This window comes from Agriterribacter sp. (assembly GCF_035444585.1).
GTDB lineage: Bacteria > Bacteroidota > Bacteroidia > Chitinophagales > Chitinophagaceae > Agriterribacter.
The window spans coordinates 9,832-28,423 of sequence record NZ_DAOMOZ010000041.1; the positions used below are offsets into that span (position 1 = coordinate 9,832).

Genomic DNA, 18,592 nt, shown 5'->3' on the forward strand with positions numbered 1-18,592 from the left:
GCGGTGGATGCCGCAATAGCTGCACAGCTTGCGCTGGCCGTTGTTTACCCGGGTGCGGGAAATATAGGGGGTGGCGGGTTTATGGTGGCGCGGCTTAAAGACGGTAAAACAATTGCATTGGATTACCGCGAAAAAGCGCCTTCTGCCGCGAGTCGTGATATGTACCTCGACAGTGCAGGTAGCCCGGTTCTGCGTCTCAGTCAGCATGGTCATTTGTCTGCGGGCGTGCCGGGCACCGTGGCAGGATTATTTGCTTCCATGAAATATGCGTCGCTGTCTTTTCAGGAACTGATACAGCCTGCTATTGACCTGGCCGAGAACGGGTTTGCTATAACAGCGGCTGAAGCTTCCTCGCTGAACCATACCCGGGAAGCATTCATGCAATACAATACTTCTAAAATAGCTTTTATAAAAGAAGAAGGATGGAAGGCTGGTGATACCCTGGTGCAAGCCGATCTTGCGGAAACATTAAAACGCATACGCGATAAAGGACAAAAAGGCTTTTATGAAGGCGAGACTGCAAGGCTTATTGTTTCGGAAATGAAAAAAGCCAATGGCATTATTTCACGTGATGACCTTAAAAATTACGAAGCAAAAGAAAGAAAGCCCATCGAATTTACATATAAAGGGCATACGATCATATCAATGCCTTTGCCAAGCAGCGGTGGTATTATTTTGCAGCAATGTTTAAAAATAATAGAGAACAGGGATATCGGAAAAATGGGGTTTTTGTCTGCGCCTGCTGTTCAATTGATGACAGAGGCCGAAAGAAGAGCTTATGCCGACAGGGCTGAGTACATGGGTGATGAAGATTTTGTGAAAGTGCCTGTACATACTTTAACCAGCAATGCTTACTTAACCAAAAGGATGTTGGATTATACAGCGGGTAGGGCCGGCAGCAGTCAACTGATAAAGGCCGGCAGTATCAATCCCGAAAGTGAGGAAACCACGCATCTTTCCGTTGCAGACAAATGGGGAAACGTGGTGGCTGTTACTACCACGCTTAACGGCGGGTACGGCAGCAAAACAGTAGTAAGCGGCGCCGGTTTTTTGTTGAACAATGAAATGGATGATTTTAGTGTAAAGCCGGGGGTGCCCAATATGTATGGCGCTTTGGGAACCGGGGCCAATGCCATTGAACCCAATAAAAGGATGCTGAGCTCTATGACACCAACAATTGTATTAAAAGACAATGAACCTTACCTGGTAGCAGGTACCCCGGGCGGCACTACTATCCCCACTTCTGTATTTCAAACCATTGTGAATATCATTGATTTCGGGCTAAGCGCTTCCGATGCTGTAAATAAGCCCAAATTTCATCACCAGTGGATGCCGGATGAAATATCTGTTGAAAAGGATTTTCCTGCCGGGGTAGCCGATTCTTTAAAGCAAATGGGCTATACCATCCGTACACGGGGAAGCATCGGCAGAACAGAACTGATTAAAATAGAGAAAAATAAAGCGGGTGAAGGCTATACCCTGGAAGCGGTTGCCGATAAAAGAGGAGATGATTCGGCAGAAGGGTATTAGAAGAGAAGAGATTAAAATACGTATAATAAAATACCGCAGAAATGAGCGCTTGCAGTAGTGCATTACATCAAAATGAATGTAATTTGCACTACTATTGTTAATATAAATGGCACAATCCAAGAAATATGAATATACTGATCCGGAACTTAATATTCTGGAAGACCCTGCCGGAAGCTATAATGTAAAATCTTCTCAAAATAAAGGCTTTGTTTTCGGATCAGAAGATGACCGGCTCATAACAGATGCCACAAGACCAGCTATCGAAAAGTTACAACTCTTCACGCAAATGCTGCGCAGGAACAGCTTGTTCAACAAGATTCAGCGTAAATAAATATTCTTACCAAGAGCGACCACCATGGACGTAATGGATGAAGCTTTACTGGACTTTTGGAGAAAGCTAAATGAACACCATGTTAGATTTATCATGGTTGGAGGATTAGCTACCCGTTTTCATGGTTACAATCGTACTGCCGACGATCTGGATATGTGGATCGAAGACGATTTGGAGAACAGGAAAAATTTACGAAAAGCGTTTGCAGCATTGAATTACGGAGAAATATTGAAGATGTGCAGATACGCTTTCTTCATATCAATCATCTGATACTGGATAAAAAAGCAGTTAATCGTGCCAAAGACCAGATAGATGTTGAATAGGTAAATCCACAGTATGCAGTATCCCGGCTTCCACCAAAATACCCAAAGCAAAGCATATTTTTACTGCATTATTAAAATGACAACACCTATGACTATCCGAAATAATCATAGGTGAATAAAAAGTAAATAGTATGCAGTTTACGATCCGAACAACCCTTTCACTTTATCCATTAAACCGCCGCCGCTGTTTCCGCCGCTATTGAATACCGATAACAGATCCTGCATATCGGTATCGCCATCACCATCAAGGTCAAATGCGCCGCTTTTTACTTTTGACAGCAAACTATGCAGATTGATGCCGGCAGTTTTTCCACCGGAGAGGCTGTTGAACAGGCTCTGAATGTCGAAGCTACCGTCGTTGGTATCGTTTGTTTTTTGCACCAGGTTGCTTAACACATTGGGTACAAGGCTTCCGGCAACATTTCCTGCAGACTGGTTATCCAAACCGAATTTGTCCATCAGGTTCTGTACAAGACCACCCGAAATTTGCCGGGTAATATTGTTGTTCTCTACTCCCCCATCCTGTCCGCCGAACATTTTTAAAACATCTTTCAGTCCGCCCTGGGAGAGCAACCCCTGCAGTCCACCGGTGATGGAACTGGATGCTTCGGAGATCACTTCTTCATTTTTCTCGTTGGGGATGGCCGGGTTGTTTACGATGGCATCCCCGGCAGATTGTTTTACCAGATTCAAAAGATTGTCTAACATAATGGTTGGTTTTATGTGGTTAAGTTAACTTTTTCAGGCTAAAGGTTGCTTTTATGGACGAATATTTCAGTTTATTTTTATCCGCTTTACCAGGATACAGGCAGGGGGGCTTGCATTTATAATATAAAAATACATAAGATATAATGTTAAATCATCATCCATAGCCATACATTTGTTGTTTTAATTCAGCTTATTCTATATGAAGTTCTATTCCGGGATTTGTACTTTTTTTCTCCTTATCACTGTTTGCTCGCATGCCCAGGTTTCTTACGGCATACTTGGCGGTGGGCAGCAAACTGATGCTAAGGTGAAAATACCCGATGGGCCCCGGATCCCTGCCACCGTTGGTTATGGATTTCATGCCGGAGCAATGTTAAAGGTTCCGTTTGATAAAAACGTTTTCTTTTCTCCTCAGATCTTATACAGCTTAAAGGGCTTTACGGTTCACTATAATAATATGCTGCAGGATTCTGTAACAGCCGCAAAGCTGCTGATCCATTATATTGAGATCCCTGCAATGTTGCAATTTGATACCCGCTCCGATGGCAATGGCTTTTTCTTTTTGTTTGGTCCGTCGGTATCGGTGGCCATTACCGGAAAAGAGCGACGAACATTTATAGACAACAGTGAAAAGCAGCGCCCCATGCGCTTTGCCAATACTGCCTACGGGCGTTTTGAAATGAACCTGGTGGCAAAAGCGGGCTATTGGTTTAAAAACAATGTAACAGTTACCGGGGGATACAGTTACGGACTGGGAAGTATCGTCAACGATGATTATTTTGCACGGATTGTTCCCCGTATGATAACCCTGAGCGTGGGTTATTTTTTTAGATAGAGGCATCCAGTTCATTTTTGCCCGAATGGGCGAATACGGCCCCCTTTCCTGCGTTAAAAAGAGAATTATCTTCCAGTACCCTTATTGCAGCCTCAACTGCGTGTATCGAGGAGCCTCCGCTACTAAGAAATAGCGTATCCTTTTTCGGGGGCTTCGGATATTGCGGTCTTATAGGCCAGCTCCCTTTCGCGGGTCATCCGGCTTTTTAAAACGGTCCCGGCTCCTCCATGCACAACCGGCACAAGGTTACCCTGTGGCTGCTTTAGCTGTGCTTTTGCCATGTAACCGGTGCACAGGATGAAGAGGAAAAAAGCGTACCTCATTGCTGTAATTTGAGGTAAGTTAACCGTTATTCACAACCGGTAATCCGGCTGTTGTAGTATAAATGCAAATTTTCACGTTTCGTAATGGTATTGAATTTGTGCATCGGAAGGGTTTACTTATTTTTACAAATTAATTTTCCAGCCTGAAAACTACGGTCAAAATATTAAAAATTGTATTGCTGTCATTGCTGTTCGTTGTGGTAATGACGGCTGTATTGATCAACACTACCCCGGCACAGAACTGGCTGGTAAAAACAGTTACGCACCGGCTGTCAAAGGACCTGGATACCAGGGTTACCATCCGGCATGTCAACTTCGCGCTTTTTAATAAAATGAATCTTGAAGGCGTATACATCCAGGATCAGAATAAAAAAGATACCCTTTTGTATGCGGGCAGATTGAGTGTGAACATTACCGACTGGTTTTTTTTCAAGGATCAGATAGAGCTAAAGTACATAGGTGTGGAGGATGCTGTCATCCATTTACACCGGGTAGATTCGGTTTGGAACTACCAGTTCCTGGCAGATTATTTTTCGTCACCGGCTTCTTCAAAAAGCAAAAAGCAGATCACCCTGTCGTTAAAAGAAGTGGTTTTAAAAAACATTCACCTGCAACACAGGGACGGATGGCGCGGACAGGATATGGGGCTTGACCTTAAGCGATTGTTGCTGGAAGCGGATGAAATTGATTTTACAAAAAAGCTGGTCAGCATTCACATGCTTGAAATGGATGAACCGGTTTTTTCAATATATGATTATACCGGAAACCGGCCCAAGGCGTTACAGCCCAAAGCACGGAACACACAGGATTCACTTTCCGGGGCCTTCAATGCTGCCGGATGGAAGCTGGCCGTTAATGAACTAACACTGAACAACGGGGCATTCAAAAGCAGCAGGGATGTGCAACGGGAAGCGTATGATCATTTTGATGCCAGTCGTATTCATTTTTATGCCATTAACGGAAAATTTAAAAAGATTGCCTTACGGCAGGACACTTTATTTGCCAATATCAGCCTGAGCACAAAGGAAAGATCGGGCTTTACTGTTAAATCGCTTACCTCAAAGTTCCGGATGGAGCCGGGTGCAATGATCTTCGACAGCCTGGATATCAGAACGCCCTCCAGTCACCTTACGCATTTTTACGCTATGCGGTATAATGACTTCAACGACGATATGAGCGCTTTTATAAGTAAGGTAAAATTAGAAGGGCGCTTTCACAACAGTTCCCTCCACAGCAAAGACCTTGCTTTTTTTGCACCTGAACTTAAGAACTGGAACCGGCTGGTAAGAATAGATGGGGATGTTAGAGGTACTATAGATAATTTAAACGCAAAAAATTTTATTATTGAATCGGGGAAAGACAGCTACCTGAACGGCAATATAAAAATGGCCGGGCTGCCCGACATTGATTCTACTTATATTGATTTTAAGTCCAATGATTTTCGTACCACCTATGCCGATGTGGTGGGGATTATTCCGGGGCTCAAAAAAGTTACCGACCCCAAGTTAAATGAAATCCGCTATATCCGTTTCAGAGGGAATTTTACAGGGTTTATGCGTGATTTTGTTACCTATGGCAACATAGAGACCAACCTTGGAACAGTTGTTTCCGATTTGAATATGAAGTTTCCGGCTAAAGGAACCGCCTCTTATTCCGGAAAGATATCAACCGATAATTTTGACATGGGCACTTTCCTGGGCGTAATGAAGCTGGGAAGAGCTTCTTTTAAAGGAAATGTAAAAGGAAGCGGTTTCAGTACTCAAACCCTTGATGCGGATCTTGACGGCACATTCTCCCGGCTCCAATTTAATAATTACAACTATGAAAGCATAGCAGTGAAGGGGCATATGGACAAAAAGCTTTTCAATGGAGCGGTCAGCATCAGTGATCCCAATTTGATCGCCAGCCTTGATGGTGAAGTTAACCTGAATGCCGCCAGACCCGAATTTAATTTCTTTGCCAATATACAAAGAGGCTATTTGAAAGAGGTTGGATTTGCCAAAGACGACATGAATGTAATAGGCAAATTTGATATGAATTTTAATGGTGATGATATTGATAACTTTCTCGGCACAGTTTCTTTGTATGATGTTGCGGTTACCAAAGCCAACCAAACATTTGTATTTGACACCCTTACTTTAAGCTCGCAGATGATTGATCAGCAAAAGATACTGCAGTTGCGTAATACTGAAGCTTCGGCATTTTTAATGGGCAACTTTACGATCCGTGAATTACCGGATGCGGTAAAGCAATTTTTAAATAAATATTATCCCGCTTATATACCCCCGCCCCAAAAAACAATAAAGAACCAGAATTTTCTTTTTCAACTGGACGTAAAGAATATTGACCAGTACCTGTCGCTGATCAATCCCAATGTAAAAGGGTTTAACAACAGCACTATAGTAGGTTCACTCAATTCGGAAACCAACCTCATGGCAATAAGCACCATGATCCCTTATGCTGCGTATAAAAACCTCGCTGTGCATGATTTTAGGCTGACCGGACTGGGTAATATGGACAGTCTTAAACTAACGGGGGTGATCGGTAATACCATAGTGAACGACAGTCTTCAGTTTCCCGGCAGTAAAATATCGGTTGCCTCAAGCAACAATGTTTCACAGCTCAACATCAGTACTGCCGCCACGCAAACCATAAATGACGCCCGGCTTTCTGCACAGATAACCAATCTGGAAGATGGTGTTAAAATACATTTTGACCCATCAAGCATTGTGCTGAATGAAAAAACATGGAAAATAGATGAAGGCGGAGAGTTAACGCTCAGCCGTTCTTATATAGATGCAAGGAATATAAAGTTCAGCAATGGTGAACAGGAAATATCTGTGGTGAGCAGGCATTCGGACATCGGTACCTGGGATGACGTTATTGTAGAAATGAAAAAAGTAAACATCGGTGATTTTATGCCTTTCCTTGTTAAAGAACCGCGAATGGAAGGCATTGTTTCGGGAACGGTGACCATTGAAGACGCTTTTCGCAACATGTATGTTTCCTCAGAGCTTACTGCCGAACAATTCCGGCTGGAAAACGATTCCATAGGAATGGTTACCATTACAGGCGCGTGGGACGACAGGAATAAGAAAGCAACATACGAGGCCATATCGAACAATAAAAACTACAAATTCAGTATTGCAGGCTCGTACGAGATAGTGGATTCGCTCCGCCAGGAAATTAATGCCAATGCCAATTTTAATTATACCAATATTCATTTCCTTGAAAAATATCTTGGCTCTATATTCGGCAACATGAAGGGCTTTGCTACAGGAAACCTGCGCATGAAGGGCGATATTAAAAGGCCGGATTACATCGGTTCTGTTGATGTTAAGGACGCAGGATTAAAAGTATTGTATACGCAGTGCTATTATACATTCGACAGTGCCAGGATTGTTTTTACGCCAGGGAAGATTGACTTTGGCACCATCGCACTGCATGATACACTTCCGCAACATGGCAAAAACGCTTTCAATACGGCCGTACTCACCGGAAATTTGCAGCATTCCAACTTCAGTGATTTCGAATACAATATATCCATTAACACCGATCGTTTGCTTTTGCTCAATACCACCCGGTCCGACAATGGCACCTTTTACGGGAAGGCTATTGGCAAAGCCAGTTTCAGGTTCAGGGGCCCGGAAGATGATATGCGGATGACCATTACGGGTGAGCCTGTTGACAGTTCCAGTATTTATATTACTTCATCCTCGTCGAAGGAAAGCGGCAGTGCGGATTATATCATCTGGAAGCAATACGGCCGCGAAATGAATATTGACTCTTTGAGTTTCAATTCCTCGCAGCTTAATATCGACCTTAATCTTACGGCCAACAACTATACCCGCATGTTTATGGTGCTTGATGAAGTAACAGGAGATATTATAGAAGCAACAGGCAATGGTGCATTGAAAATGCATACCGGGTCCAGTTCGCCTTTTACCATTAATGGCAAGTATACTATAGACAGAGGCTACTACCGCTTTAGTTTCCAGGAAATATTTAAAAAGCCCTTTGTGCTGCTGCCCAATGAAGGAAGTTATATCCGATGGGATGGCGACCCCAATGATGCGGAAATCAATTTGAAAGCAAAATACATCGCCAATGATGTAAAGCTGAGTTCGCTGTACGCAGAACAGGGGCAAACCACAGATCCGGAAGTGAGCAGGCTCAAAAGCGAGAGAACAGATGTAGATGTACTTTGCACGCTTAAAGGTTCATTGGGCAAGCCCGATATCTTTTTTGATATTGCTTTGGCTGCCAGCAGCGATGTAAAAAACAGCCAGCGTTTGCTTGGCGATCTGCAGCGCATCAATAACGACGACAATGAGAAGAACAAGCAGGTTGCCTATTTGATCGTATTCAGGAGTTTCGCGCCTATAGGGCAGTACAATGTGCAGCAAAACGATGCTACCACATTTGCATTCAATACTATTTCAGAATACATTTCAGGGTATCTTACCAGTTCGCTTAAAACCATATTGTACGGGATTTTTAAAGACCCCACCCTTAGTGTGAGTTTTAACTATACAAGGGCATCTATTGACCCAACCGGAACAGGAACCTCAACCGGCAATACGGTAAATTTAACCCGCGACAACATCAGCCTGCAGTTTATAAAATCTTTGTTGAACGACAAGCTTGTAATCACTTTTGGAAGCGACTTTAACTTCGTAAGCAGCGGTTCACAACCAGCGTTAAACGCAGAAAGTACCAATTTCCTTTTTTTGCCCGATATTACTGCTGAATATAAGATTACACCCGACGGGAAATTCAGGGTGAGTTGTTTTTACCGCAGCAACTTTGATGCATTGTCTACTACCGGAAAAAGAAACCGCGCCGGCGGAAGCATTTCATTCAGAACTGAATTTGATTCGGAAAGGCTTAAAAAGAAAAAGCAACAGTTTAAAGAACAGCAGGAGCAAAACGAAGGCGATTCAACGGTGGTGCGGTTAAACTGAACGCCGTGCCGTCATAAAAATTTTATTTCTGCTTCTCTCTCTTTTTTTGCCGTTTCTTTTTTCTTCTCTGCTGCGTTTTCTTTGTGCAGCAACAAACCATATAAAGCCAGCGAAATGGAAATAATGACAGAAATATAATAAACAAAGAAACTGTCGTGCAGGTTGCTCTTCTCAGGGATCATATAGCTGAAAATAAAAGTAACAACTGAGATGCCATATTCAAACAGCAGGGCATAATATATGAATTGCAGGGTATGTTCTGTATTATAATATTTTATCCCTTTAATGTAATGCATAATGATCCATACAATGTACAACAGAATAACAACAAGCCCGATTCCTACCATAAGGGTTTCGGCGTAATCCTGTAATCGGGTAAAGGCTGTTACCAGCAATGACGCACATAAAAAAGCCGGCAGCATTTTCTTAATGCTGTTTTTTATAACTTCTATGTGAACGGTTTTATAAAGGATGAATAACATAAAAGGAGCATCGGAAAGATTGAACACTCTTTCTGTAACGGTCAGCAATCTGCTGTTGGCAAATGCACCGCTGATGATCAGTAAATTAACAGAACCGGCCAGCATCCAGTAAGCCGCAAACCATATGAATACCCGGTGGGTTACCAGCTTTTTTATGACCAGGGTAATAAAAGGCAGGAAGAAAGAGATGGTAGCTATGGTAGCAATGATCTGATAGATATAGGGTGCGTCTTTCACTTTTAGATTTAGAGGATTAACATATAAGCGATGAAATCCTTCCTTTATTGTTATTGCGTATTATTGTAGCATTTTTACCCAAGAAACGAATTGCAGGAAATACGATGAGTAAATTAGCCGTGTTTTTTATAATAAATATATAATAAATATATTAAATATTATATTATGTTTTAATTCAAAAGATCCGGCCAAACTTTTTTTAAATCGCCAGTCTGTACGGGTAAGTATACTACATCATTAACTTTGTGTTTAAACCCGGTTCATGGCTATATTGATTACAGGCTCAACAGGATATATCGGTTCGAAACTTAGTGCCAAACTTGCGCTGCAGGGACACCAGGTCCACCTTTTGTGCAGAACTCCTCCAACATTGCCCCAGTTTCAAAAACCGAATATTAAAGTTTTTATCGGTGATATTACAGACGCCGGAACCATAAGGCCGGCATTGGAAAATGTAGACAGGGTTTACCATCTTGCTGCCTATGCAAGGCTTTGGGCCAGAGATGCTTCAGTTTTTCACAGGCTTAATGTAACAGGTACCGGCAATGTGTTGAGTGAAGCCAAAAAATCGGGCGTATCAAAAATAGTGTATACATCTACTGCAGGTGTGATAGGGCCGTCTAAAGATAAGCCCATGACAGAATCTGATCCGAGGATCACCGGTTTTTTTAACCCGTATGAAGAAACCAAGAGCTTCGCAGAAGCGTTGGCTATGGATTATGCAAAGCAGGGAATGAATATCTGTATCCTTAATCCGTCAAGAATATATGGGCCAGGTTTAGATACGGGCAGCAATCCTGTGACCAAGATCGTTGAATTATACATGAAAGGGAAGTGGAAGCTCATACCCGGTAGCGGAAACGATATAGGATCTTATCCTTATATTGATGACGTGGTGGATGGCCATATAAGTGCTATGGAAAAGGGACGAAGCGGAGAGCGCTATATTCTTGGCGGTGTAAATGCTACATTTAACGAGTTAATGGCTGCAATAAAAAAGTACAGCGGTATTGAAAAGAAGCTAAAGTATATTCCTTTTCCTGTTTTGAATGCTGTAAGTTACCTGATGTTATGGAATGCAAAGCTTACGGGCAAATACCCCATGATCACTCCCGATTGGGTGGCAAAATATAAATACGACTGGGCTTTGAACAGCAGCAAAGCCGTAAATGAGCTGGGTTACGCTATACGGCCGCTGGAAGAAGGAATTAAAGAAACAGTAGAATGGGTAAAGCAAAACAGGTAAATGATGACAACAGCGGTCTGCAGACAGGGCTGGCCTGTTTTACCCAAATCAATAAATATTAGACTTTTTATCTTAATTTTGCACGAATTCCTACTGGTTCCCTGAAATGCTGGTCTTTAAAAAAACTGGCTATGAGCACGGATATATTAAAAGCAAAAAAACCTTATTTTGCAAAGGCTGCGGAAGACCCTTTTCTCCTTCTTAGGGCAGAAGCTAAAGAAATAGTGACCCGCTTGAGGCCTAAAAGAAGAAATGAAATATTATTCAAGGCATTTCTGTTTCCCTTTGCTTATTTCTTTTTCTGGATGCTGGCCTTATTGTATGGCACCAACCCGTGGTTGCTGTTTGGCTGCTATTTTTTTATGGGCATTCTTATCGTTTTGAATTATCTCAATGTCATTCACGACACGGTGCACCATACCATTTTTAAGAGCCGCCGTATGAATGACAGGTATACCTGTCTGTTTGATTTGATGGGCGCCAACAGCTTTATATGGAAAACGCGGCATATCCGTTATCATCACAATTATCCGAATGTGGATGGATGGGATACCGACATTGATCAAAGTGCACTCGTAAGAATAGTTCCTCATTCCAAACTGAGCTCATTTCATAAGTATCAGCACATTTATCTTCCGTTCATTTATCCCCTGTTCTTATTTAACTGGCTGCTGGTACGGGACTTTAAGGATTTCTTCAGCAAAAGGAGAACCGTACAAAAGCTGATAAAAATACCTCCTGTTGAATACCTGAAACTATTTGTTTTTAAAGCGGCTTTTTTTGTATCGGTGATCGTTTTGCCTAAAATTATTTTAGGCATTTCATGGTTAATGGCCTTAAGTGCTTTTTGCGTAATGGTCTTTTCTGCCAGTATTTTTGCATTGATCGTGCTGCTTCCGCCTCATGCCAATACAACATCAGAGTTCCCAATGCCCGACAGTGAAAAAAAATTGCCCTATAGCTGGCTGCTGCACATGTTAAAAACAACCAATGATGTGAACGGCGAAAGCTGGTTCACCCGTTTTGTAATGGGCAACTATAATTATCATATTGTACACCATCTTTTTCCCAATATCCACCACGCTTATTACCCCGAGATTACACGTGCGCTCAGGCGCCTGGCAGCGCAGTATAACCTTCCATACAGGAGCTATCCTCTTGGAACATCCTTAATGAATCACTACCGTCTCCTCAGGCAAAACAGGTCCGATTTTGATGTTTGGGAGGAATCCATGTAAGAGGAAATCTACTGTAAAAAAATTTGTATTTCAAATTACATAAACGGTTGACCATTTTGTATTACTAAGAATTGTAAATTGTGCAAAAGCGCTGAACATGACCGCTCAATGGGGGAAATCGTGTATGTACCGTCATGAAGTTTCCACTGACGATCCGCAAATGGTTCCTGACGGATAAAATACCGGTGAAGCGTTGCGAAACACCGGAAGAAGCTGCAGCTATGGCTTGTTTTATAGTATCACCCGAAAACAGCTTCAGCGCCGGTTTTATCTTCGATCTGTTGGGTGGAAGGGCTGCTTATTAATTTGTTTTTAAAAATATATGATGCGAGATACACAATTGAATGCTGCTGAAATCAAAGTCGGCGTAGTGGGATTGGGATTGATGGGTTGCAGCATAACAACCTGCCTCCTGATGGCCGGGCACCCGGTGGTTGCTGTTGCACCACTGCCTGTTGATCTTAAGTTTGCGCTCAAACGCATTACAAAGCACCTGCAAAGGTCGCGCAGGGAGAAACTCATTAAAAACCTGCCGGAATTTTATTTACAGCATCTTAATATAACGGAAGATTACCATCGGCTACAGGGCTGTTCATTGGTAATTGAATGCACTCTTGAAAATATTGACATTAAGAAGTCTGTTTACGGCAAAATTGAATCCGTTATTGGTGAAGACGCTTTATTGGCCAGCAATACTTCTGCTATTCCCATAAGCTTACTGCAGCAACAAACGGCTCATCCTTCGCGGTTCTTTGGGTTGCATTGGGCCGAACCATCGCACACTACCCGTTTTTTGGAAGTTATATGCGGCAACAACAGTGATCTACAAAAAGGGGAACAGCTATATGAATTGTCTCATTTATGGGGTAAGGAACCCACGCTGGTACGGAAAGATATCCGTGGGTTCATTACCAACCGGATCATGTATGCGATGTACCGCGAAGCCATATCGCTGGTAGAGCAGGGATATGCAACCGTGGAAGATGTAGACAGGGCATGCAGGAACAATGCCGGTTACTGGATGACTTTGGTAGGCGTTTTCCGCTGGATGGATCTTACCGGTGTGCCTGCTTATCATACCGTAATGAAAGACCTGTTCCCTACTTTAAATAACAGCACAGAGGTTCCCAGGCTTATTGATGACATTGTAAAAAATGGCGGAAGGGGAACGGCCAATGCACATGGCTTTCACCGGTACACACCCGAGGAAGCGAAGCTATGGGAAGAAACGTTCACAGCGTTCAGCTATGATATAAGAAAGCTTGCTTTGAAATATCCCGAAGATGTGGTGAAAAAAAAGCTGAAAACACGCCAAAAGAAAAATACCAGTCTTAAAACTTAATAATTACCCCGTCCGAACGGTGTTCAGCCGGGCGGGCACCTACCACTTACTACTTACCACTATGCTTATCATTGACGCTCATCTTGATCTTTCCATGAATGCCCTGGAATGGAACAGGGATTTAAAACAACCGGTTGCTGCTATACGGGAGCGGGAAAAAAACATGATGGATAAGCCCGACCGCGGAAAAGGAATGGTGGCTCTTCCCGAATTGCGAAAAGGGAAAATAGGACTGGTGGTAGCCACAATGATCGCCCGGTTTGTAGATGCAGGGAACACCCTGCCCGGATGGCATTCCCCGGAACAGGCCTGGGCGCAAACACAGGGTCAGCGGGCATGGTATGAAGCCATGGAAGACAATGGTGAAATGACCCGGATCTCCAATGCTATTGCGTTGCAGGAACACATTCAGTTGTGGAACGATGATACAATACCCGATCATACCAAACCTGTAGGATATATTTTAAGCCTGGAGGGGGCAGATTCGCTGGTCAATCTCTCTTATCTCGAAAAATCGTACCGGTATGGGCTAAGGGCGCTTGGACCTGCTCACTATGGCCCGGGGCGGTATTCTCCCGGCACGGGAATGGAGGGACCTTTAACAAAAGCCGGCGTGGAACTGGTTAAAGAAATGGATAAACTGAATATGATCCTTGATGTAACGCATCTTACCGATGAAGCTTTTTCGCAGATAATCGAATTGTACAAGGGACCTGTTTGGGCAAGCCACCACAACTGCAGAACACTGGTACCCCATCAGCGCCAGCTTACGGATGAGCAGATAAAGATACTGATTAACCGAAATGCCGTAATTGGCGGTGTGCTGGATGCATGGATGCTGAAACCCGGGTGGGTGAGAGGAAAAAATGATCCGGTAACCGAACATATCACACTTGACAGGTTGATAGATCATTATGATCATATTTGCCAGATCGCCGGAAGCAGCAGGCATATTGCTATAGGAAGCGACCTGGACGGTATGTTTGGCCGGGAGCAATCGCCCCATGATATGAACACTATAGCGGATCTGCAGTTGCTGAAAGATTTATTGGCAAAACGGGGTTATACGCAGCAAGACATAGAAAATGTATTCCATAAAAACTGGCTGCGCTTTTTGCAACAGGCATGGGAAGCCTAGGGTTTGAAATTTGAGATTTATGATTTAAGATGCCACCTTGTACCCTGTGTCTGTACTCTGAAACCTGAAACCTGTATCTTGCAGCCTGCCCCCTGCTTAAAAAGTAATCGCCGTATTATCTATCACCTTGCTTCTTTCGGTGCGCATTGTTCTGGCGGGAAATTTACTGATCACACGATAATCGTGCGTAGCCATAACAATGGCAGTACCATAGTCTTTGGAAATATGGAAGAGCAGTTGCATGATTTCGTCTGAAGTTTCAGGATCAAGATTTCCGGTGGGTTCATCGGCCAATATAAGCTTTGGGGAATTCAGTAATGCACGGCCAACATCCACCCGCTGTTGTTCGCCCCCCGACAGTTCAAAAGGAAACTTGAAACCTTTTGTTTTTAAGCCTACTTTATCCAGTACATCGTTTATTTTCTCTTCGATAAGCTTCTCGTCTTTCCATCCCGTAGCGCGTAATACGAATTTAAGGTTGTCGTGTACATTGCGGTCGGTAAGCAACTGAAAGTCCTGGAATACAATACCGAGATTCCTTCTCAGGAAAGGTATTTTTTTCCAATCCATATCTCTTAGTTTGTACCCTACCACACTCCCCTCTCCTTCTCTCAGTTTTAAATCGCCATACAGTGTTTTCAGCAGGCTTGATTTGCCTGACCCCGTTTTGCCCACCAGGTATACAAACTCTCCCTTATTGATACGGATATTTACATCCTGTAAGATAAGTGAATTTCCCTGGTAAATATTAGCATGTTCCAGCTCTAAAATAGGTTCTGCCATAATACAATCCTCAAAATATTCAAAGTTACGGTTTACTGTATTTTTGCAAAGAACGCATTCTTTATGCTAAGAACCGGGTTAAAATTTATTTTTTTTACATTAAACTAAAAAAATAGTTGTTAAACTAAATAGTTAGTTTATCTTTGATTTCTGAAATCAAAAATCATGAGTGCAATTAAAAATCTTACAAAAGCGGAAGAGCAGATCATGCAGGTTTTATGGAAGCTGCAAAAAGCTTTTTTACGTGAACTGATAGATGCCATCCCCCACCCCAAGCCGCATCAGAATACGGTGGCCACCATACTAAAGATACTCGTGGAGAAGGAATTTGTAGGAATTGAGCTGTTTGGAAGAATGCACCGGTATTATCCGCTTATTAGTAAAGAAGCGTATTCCAAAGCCACAATGAAAAGCATGGTAAAAAGCTATTTTGAAGGCTCGTTCAGCAATGTGGTGTCTTTCATGGTTAAGGAAAACAACCTGAGCGTGGAAGACCTGGAGCATCTGCTGAAAGAGCTGAAGAAGCAGGGAAAATAACAATAACCAACAAACTGCAAACCTGTATGCCATCAGTGCTCAAATCATAAAACTCAAATACCATGCTCGCAATAGCATATTATATCCTTAAGGTTATTATTTGTTCAGGTATCTTATATGGCTATTACCGTCTGACCCTGCACAATAAAATATTTCACCGCTGGAACCGGTTTTACCTGCTGAGCGCTGTGATGATCAGCCTGAGCTTTCCGTTAATAAAGGTAAACATATGGCATAACCCTGCCGGAGACGACGGGCAGATCATAAAGCTGCTGAATGTGGTATCAACCGGTGATGAATATATATATGAAGTAAGCAGTAGCGGCAGTTTCCATTTAAGCGGCGAACAGGTGGCAATGGTTGCATATATGGCTGTTTCAGTTGTTTTGATGGTTGTACTGCTCCATGCTTTGGTGAGATTAAATCGTCTTGCACAGCGCAATCCTTTGCAAAAGATACAACAGATCAATGTTGTGCAAACGGAGGCAAAAGGCACGCCGTTTTCTTTTTTCCGGTATATCTTCTGGAACAAAAATATAGACATGCATACCGATGCGGGGAAAAAAATATTTACGCATGAAATGGTGCATGTAAAGGAAAGGCATAGCGCCGACAGGCTGTTTATGAACATCGTGCTCATTTTTTTCTGGTGCAATCCCTTTTTCTGGCTTATACGGCGGGAAATGAATATGATCCATGAATTCATAGCCGACAGCAAAGCTATAGACGATAGTGATACCGCCGCTTTTGCCGCTATGATACTGCATGCCGCTTATCCGCAGCAGTCATTCGGACTCACCAGCAGCTTTTTTTCATCATCCATAAAAAGACGTTTACGCATGTTAGCACAAATGCAAAATGCACGGATCAGTTATATTGGCCGCATACTGGCCCTACCCCTGCTTGCTTTTATTTTTGCAGCCTTCAGCATTAAAACAAAGCAACTGTTGCCGGGCGGTAATGAAACAGCATCTGCCGTATTGGAAAAAACAATTACAGTAGTGATAGATGCAGGGCACGGCGGAGATGATGCTGGCGCTACTGCTAAAAAAGGGATACTGGAAAAAGATATCACGCTTTCACTGTCAGGAAAAATACACGCACTGAACAATAACAATAACATTAAGATAATTCTTACAAGAGACAAAGACATTACACAATCTGTGCGGGATAAAGTTGATTTTGCGGTACGCAAAAAACCAGATTTGTTCATTTCTCTTCACGTTGCCCAGGTTGATCCGGACAAAGGCGATAAGACAATATCGGGATTTGAGATATACCTTTCAAAAAACCAAACAGCTTATACGAAACAGGCGCAGTTGTTCGGAAGTATAGTTGCCGCGGAAATAGAAAAGAACTATGGTGTAGCGCCGCAAATGAAGCATAGAACAGGAAAAGGGATCTGGGTTTTGGATGCACCCGCCGTTAACTATCCCTCGTTGCTTATTGAATGTGGTTACATGAGTAACCGGAATGATCTGGCCTTCATCACCAATGAAAAAAACCAGGAAAAAATTGCGGGGGATATTTTAAAGGCTATTGAAAAGTTTGCAAAATCAAAAGAAGATGGATTGATTGTTTTGGAACAAGAGGCTCAACCTTCTTCCCGCAACTATCAACCAAAGCAGGAAAATAATACGGTCGTTTTTAATGATAACGCGCCTGCGAAACAATATTCGGAGATCCCCACAGACACACTTCCTGCCAATATTAAATCGGTTGATGTTACAAAGGATAACCAGGTCATTATTATTTATAAAAACAATATGGCAGAAAAAATTACAAAAGCTGAGGCGATTAAACGGGGCATTGTTCCTATTGCCAAAACGGGTATGGAATTGTTCAGCAATCGTACTACTGATTCTGTTTTATATTTTATTGACGGAACTGAATTTTCGAAATCAGGTCTGGAAAAGATTGATCCAAATGAAATTGAAAGCATAAGTGTTTTAAGAGACAAGCACGCAATAGATAAATACGGCGAGAAAGCCAGGTATGGCGTAATTGAGATCCGGTTAAAGAAAGAGAATACTGCTCCCAAAGTCCGGGGTGGAGATAAAATTTTTCAAAAAGTAGAACAAGAAGCGAAGTTCCCGGGTGGTAATGCCGCATGGCAAAAATATATTTCAGCTGTCATTTTTAAAGTTATAGATTCCCTTCAGGATGAACAGAAGTCCGGCACCTGCGTTGTACAGTTTATCGTGGATACCGAAGGGAATGTTAGTGAGGTAAAGCCCTTAACAATGCAGGGCACCCTTCTTGCCAGGACCGTTACAGATGCGATCAAAAACGGCCCCAAATGGATACCGGCCGTGCAGAACGGGCACAACGTAAAAGCGTATCGCAGGCAACCTGTAACATTCCAGATCGCGGAGGAGCAAAGATCTGGACAATAGTAGTGTTGAGTTAAACAAATTTTAACGTATGTTGTCGTGAAAAGTGAGAATATAAAGATGAAAGAAGTGCTGCCTACACAGGTTTGATACAGTAGCAGCAATCCTGGTACAGGTCCTCATCATCCGTATCCCACCGACGAACCCCGTCATTGTTGTGTAATATAAGACGTATAGTTTTG

General features: G+C 42.7%; 17 protein-coding genes. 12 read left to right on the forward strand and 5 right to left on the reverse strand.

Annotated elements, in window-relative coordinates; all coding sequences use genetic code 11:
- From ggt to PLH26_RS06705, 3 genes are all read left to right on the forward strand, one after another.
- Nucleotides 1-1,530: gamma-glutamyltransferase (gene ggt, locus PLH26_RS06695; protein WP_324585228.1), on the forward strand; the 1,530-nt coding region annotated here is incomplete at its 5' end.
- Nucleotides 1,531-1,636: 106 nt separating this feature from the next.
- Nucleotides 1,637-1,861, forward strand: a complete 225-nt coding sequence (locus PLH26_RS06700; RefSeq protein ID WP_324585229.1) for a hypothetical protein — start codon at nt 1,637-1,639, stop codon at nt 1,859-1,861.
- A gap of 24 nt (nt 1,862-1,885) precedes the next feature.
- Nucleotides 1,886-2,131 carry a hypothetical protein gene (locus PLH26_RS06705; protein ID WP_324585230.1) on the forward strand — a complete coding sequence of 82 codons (246 nt, stop codon included), beginning with the start codon at nt 1,886-1,888 and terminating at the stop codon, nt 2,129-2,131.
- 191 nt (nt 2,132-2,322) lie between these two features.
- Here PLH26_RS06705 and PLH26_RS06710 read toward each other — a convergent pair whose 3' ends face one another.
- The gene (locus PLH26_RS06710; protein WP_324585231.1) at nt 2,323-2,892 is read right to left on the reverse strand and encodes a hypothetical protein; all 570 of its coding nucleotides are present in this window, start codon (nt 2,890-2,892) and stop codon (nt 2,323-2,325) included.
- Between the two features lie 199 nt (nt 2,893-3,091).
- Here PLH26_RS06710 and PLH26_RS06715 point away from each other — a divergent pair, with 199 nt between their 5' ends.
- Nucleotides 3,092-3,727: a porin family protein gene (locus PLH26_RS06715; RefSeq protein WP_324585232.1), complete on the forward strand. Its 636-nt coding sequence runs from the start codon at nt 3,092-3,094 to the stop codon at nt 3,725-3,727.
- Here the strand turns inward: PLH26_RS06715 and PLH26_RS21730 are convergent.
- Both PLH26_RS21730 and PLH26_RS06720 read right to left on the reverse strand, forming a co-directional pair.
- The gene (locus tag PLH26_RS21730) at nt 3,720-3,899 is read right to left on the reverse strand and encodes an isoaspartyl peptidase/L-asparaginase (protein ID WP_502876367.1); all 180 of its coding nucleotides are present in this window, start codon (nt 3,897-3,899) and stop codon (nt 3,720-3,722) included. The two genes, PLH26_RS06715 and PLH26_RS21730, sit on opposite strands and share 8 nt — an antisense overlap.
- Entirely contained in the window at nt 3,850-4,050 is a 201-nt protein-coding gene (locus PLH26_RS06720; protein WP_324585233.1) for a hypothetical protein, read from the reverse strand. The genes PLH26_RS21730 and PLH26_RS06720 overlap by 50 nt, the downstream gene beginning before the upstream one ends.
- A gap of 176 nt (nt 4,051-4,226) precedes the next feature.
- Between PLH26_RS06720 and PLH26_RS06725 the strand changes: the two genes are divergently transcribed.
- Nucleotides 4,227-9,014 (forward strand): translocation/assembly module TamB domain-containing protein, encoded by a 4,788-nt coding sequence (locus PLH26_RS06725; protein WP_324585234.1) that lies wholly within the window; start codon nt 4,227-4,229, stop codon nt 9,012-9,014.
- Between the two features lie 11 nt (nt 9,015-9,025).
- On the opposite strand, the gene PLH26_RS06730 is transcribed toward PLH26_RS06725, so the two are convergent.
- Nucleotides 9,026-9,733: a hypothetical protein gene (locus tag PLH26_RS06730; RefSeq protein ID WP_324585235.1), complete on the reverse strand. Its 708-nt coding sequence runs from the start codon at nt 9,731-9,733 to the stop codon at nt 9,026-9,028.
- 262 nt (nt 9,734-9,995) lie between these two features.
- On the opposite strand from PLH26_RS06730, the gene PLH26_RS06735 reads away from it, so the two are divergent.
- The 5 genes from PLH26_RS06735 to PLH26_RS06755 all read left to right on the forward strand — a co-directional run bounded on the left by PLH26_RS06735 (nt 9,996) and on the right by PLH26_RS06755 (nt 14,697).
- A complete protein-coding gene (locus PLH26_RS06735; protein ID WP_324585236.1) occupies nt 9,996-10,979 on the forward strand; it encodes an SDR family oxidoreductase in 984 nt (327 codons plus the stop codon).
- A gap of 131 nt (nt 10,980-11,110) precedes the next feature.
- Nucleotides 11,111-12,217 (forward strand): fatty acid desaturase family protein, encoded by a 1,107-nt coding sequence (locus PLH26_RS06740; protein ID WP_324585237.1) that lies wholly within the window; start codon nt 11,111-11,113, stop codon nt 12,215-12,217.
- Nucleotides 12,218-12,351: 134 nt separating this feature from the next.
- On the forward strand, nt 12,352-12,522 hold the full coding sequence (locus tag PLH26_RS06745) for a hypothetical protein (protein WP_324585238.1): 171 nt from the start codon (nt 12,352-12,354) through the stop codon (nt 12,520-12,522).
- Nucleotides 12,523-12,539: 17 nt separating this feature from the next.
- The gene (locus PLH26_RS06750) at nt 12,540-13,559 is read left to right on the forward strand and encodes a 3-hydroxyacyl-CoA dehydrogenase family protein (RefSeq protein WP_324585239.1); all 1,020 of its coding nucleotides are present in this window, start codon (nt 12,540-12,542) and stop codon (nt 13,557-13,559) included.
- Nucleotides 13,560-13,578: 19 nt separating this feature from the next.
- Nucleotides 13,579-14,697 (forward strand): dipeptidase, encoded by a 1,119-nt coding sequence (locus PLH26_RS06755; RefSeq protein ID WP_502876366.1) that lies wholly within the window; start codon nt 13,579-13,581, stop codon nt 14,695-14,697.
- 96 nt (nt 14,698-14,793) lie between these two features.
- Here the strand turns inward: PLH26_RS06755 and PLH26_RS06760 are convergent, their stop codons facing one another.
- Nucleotides 14,794-15,480, reverse strand: a complete 687-nt coding sequence (locus tag PLH26_RS06760; RefSeq protein ID WP_324585241.1) for a cell division ATP-binding protein FtsE — start codon at nt 15,478-15,480, stop codon at nt 14,794-14,796.
- A gap of 165 nt (nt 15,481-15,645) precedes the next feature.
- On the opposite strand from PLH26_RS06760, the gene PLH26_RS06765 reads away from it, so the two are divergent.
- Together PLH26_RS06765 and PLH26_RS06770 are read left to right on the forward strand one after the other, a co-directional pair.
- Entirely contained in the window at nt 15,646-16,017 is a 372-nt protein-coding gene (locus tag PLH26_RS06765; RefSeq protein WP_324585242.1) for a BlaI/MecI/CopY family transcriptional regulator, read from the forward strand.
- A gap of 62 nt (nt 16,018-16,079) precedes the next feature.
- Nucleotides 16,080-18,413: an N-acetylmuramoyl-L-alanine amidase gene (locus PLH26_RS06770; RefSeq protein WP_324585243.1), complete on the forward strand. Its 2,334-nt coding sequence runs from the start codon at nt 16,080-16,082 to the stop codon at nt 18,411-18,413.
- Nucleotides 18,414-18,592: the final 179 nt, after the last annotated feature.

Bases quoted from the DNA above. Each gene is read 5' to 3' on its own strand.
- PLH26_RS06705 (WP_324585230.1), top strand. From the start codon at position 1,886: ATGGACGTAATGGATGAAGCTTTACTGGACTTTTGGAGAAAGCTAAAT.
- PLH26_RS06765 (WP_324585242.1), top strand. From the start codon at position 15,646: ATGAGTGCAATTAAAAATCTTACAAAAGCGGAAGAGCAGATCATGCAG.
- PLH26_RS06750 (WP_324585239.1), top strand. From the start codon at position 12,540: ATGATGCGAGATACACAATTGAATGCTGCTGAAATCAAAGTCGGCGTA.
- PLH26_RS06770 (WP_324585243.1), top strand. From the start codon at position 16,080: ATGCTCGCAATAGCATATTATATCCTTAAGGTTATTATTTGTTCAGGT.
- PLH26_RS06760 (WP_324585241.1), bottom strand. From the start codon at position 15,480: ATGGCAGAACCTATTTTAGAGCTGGAACATGCTAATATTTACCAGGGA.
- PLH26_RS06745 (WP_324585238.1), top strand. From the start codon at position 12,352: ATGAAGTTTCCACTGACGATCCGCAAATGGTTCCTGACGGATAAAATA.
- PLH26_RS06715 (WP_324585232.1), top strand. From the start codon at position 3,092: ATGAAGTTCTATTCCGGGATTTGTACTTTTTTTCTCCTTATCACTGTT.
- PLH26_RS06735 (WP_324585236.1), top strand. From the start codon at position 9,996: ATGGCTATATTGATTACAGGCTCAACAGGATATATCGGTTCGAAACTT.
- PLH26_RS06710 (WP_324585231.1), bottom strand. From the start codon at position 2,892: ATGTTAGACAATCTTTTGAATCTGGTAAAACAATCTGCCGGGGATGCC.
- PLH26_RS06720 (WP_324585233.1), bottom strand. From the start codon at position 4,050: ATGAGGTACGCTTTTTTCCTCTTCATCCTGTGCACCGGTTACATGGCA.
- PLH26_RS06700 (WP_324585229.1), top strand. From the start codon at position 1,637: ATGGCACAATCCAAGAAATATGAATATACTGATCCGGAACTTAATATT.
- PLH26_RS06740 (WP_324585237.1), top strand. From the start codon at position 11,111: ATGAGCACGGATATATTAAAAGCAAAAAAACCTTATTTTGCAAAGGCT.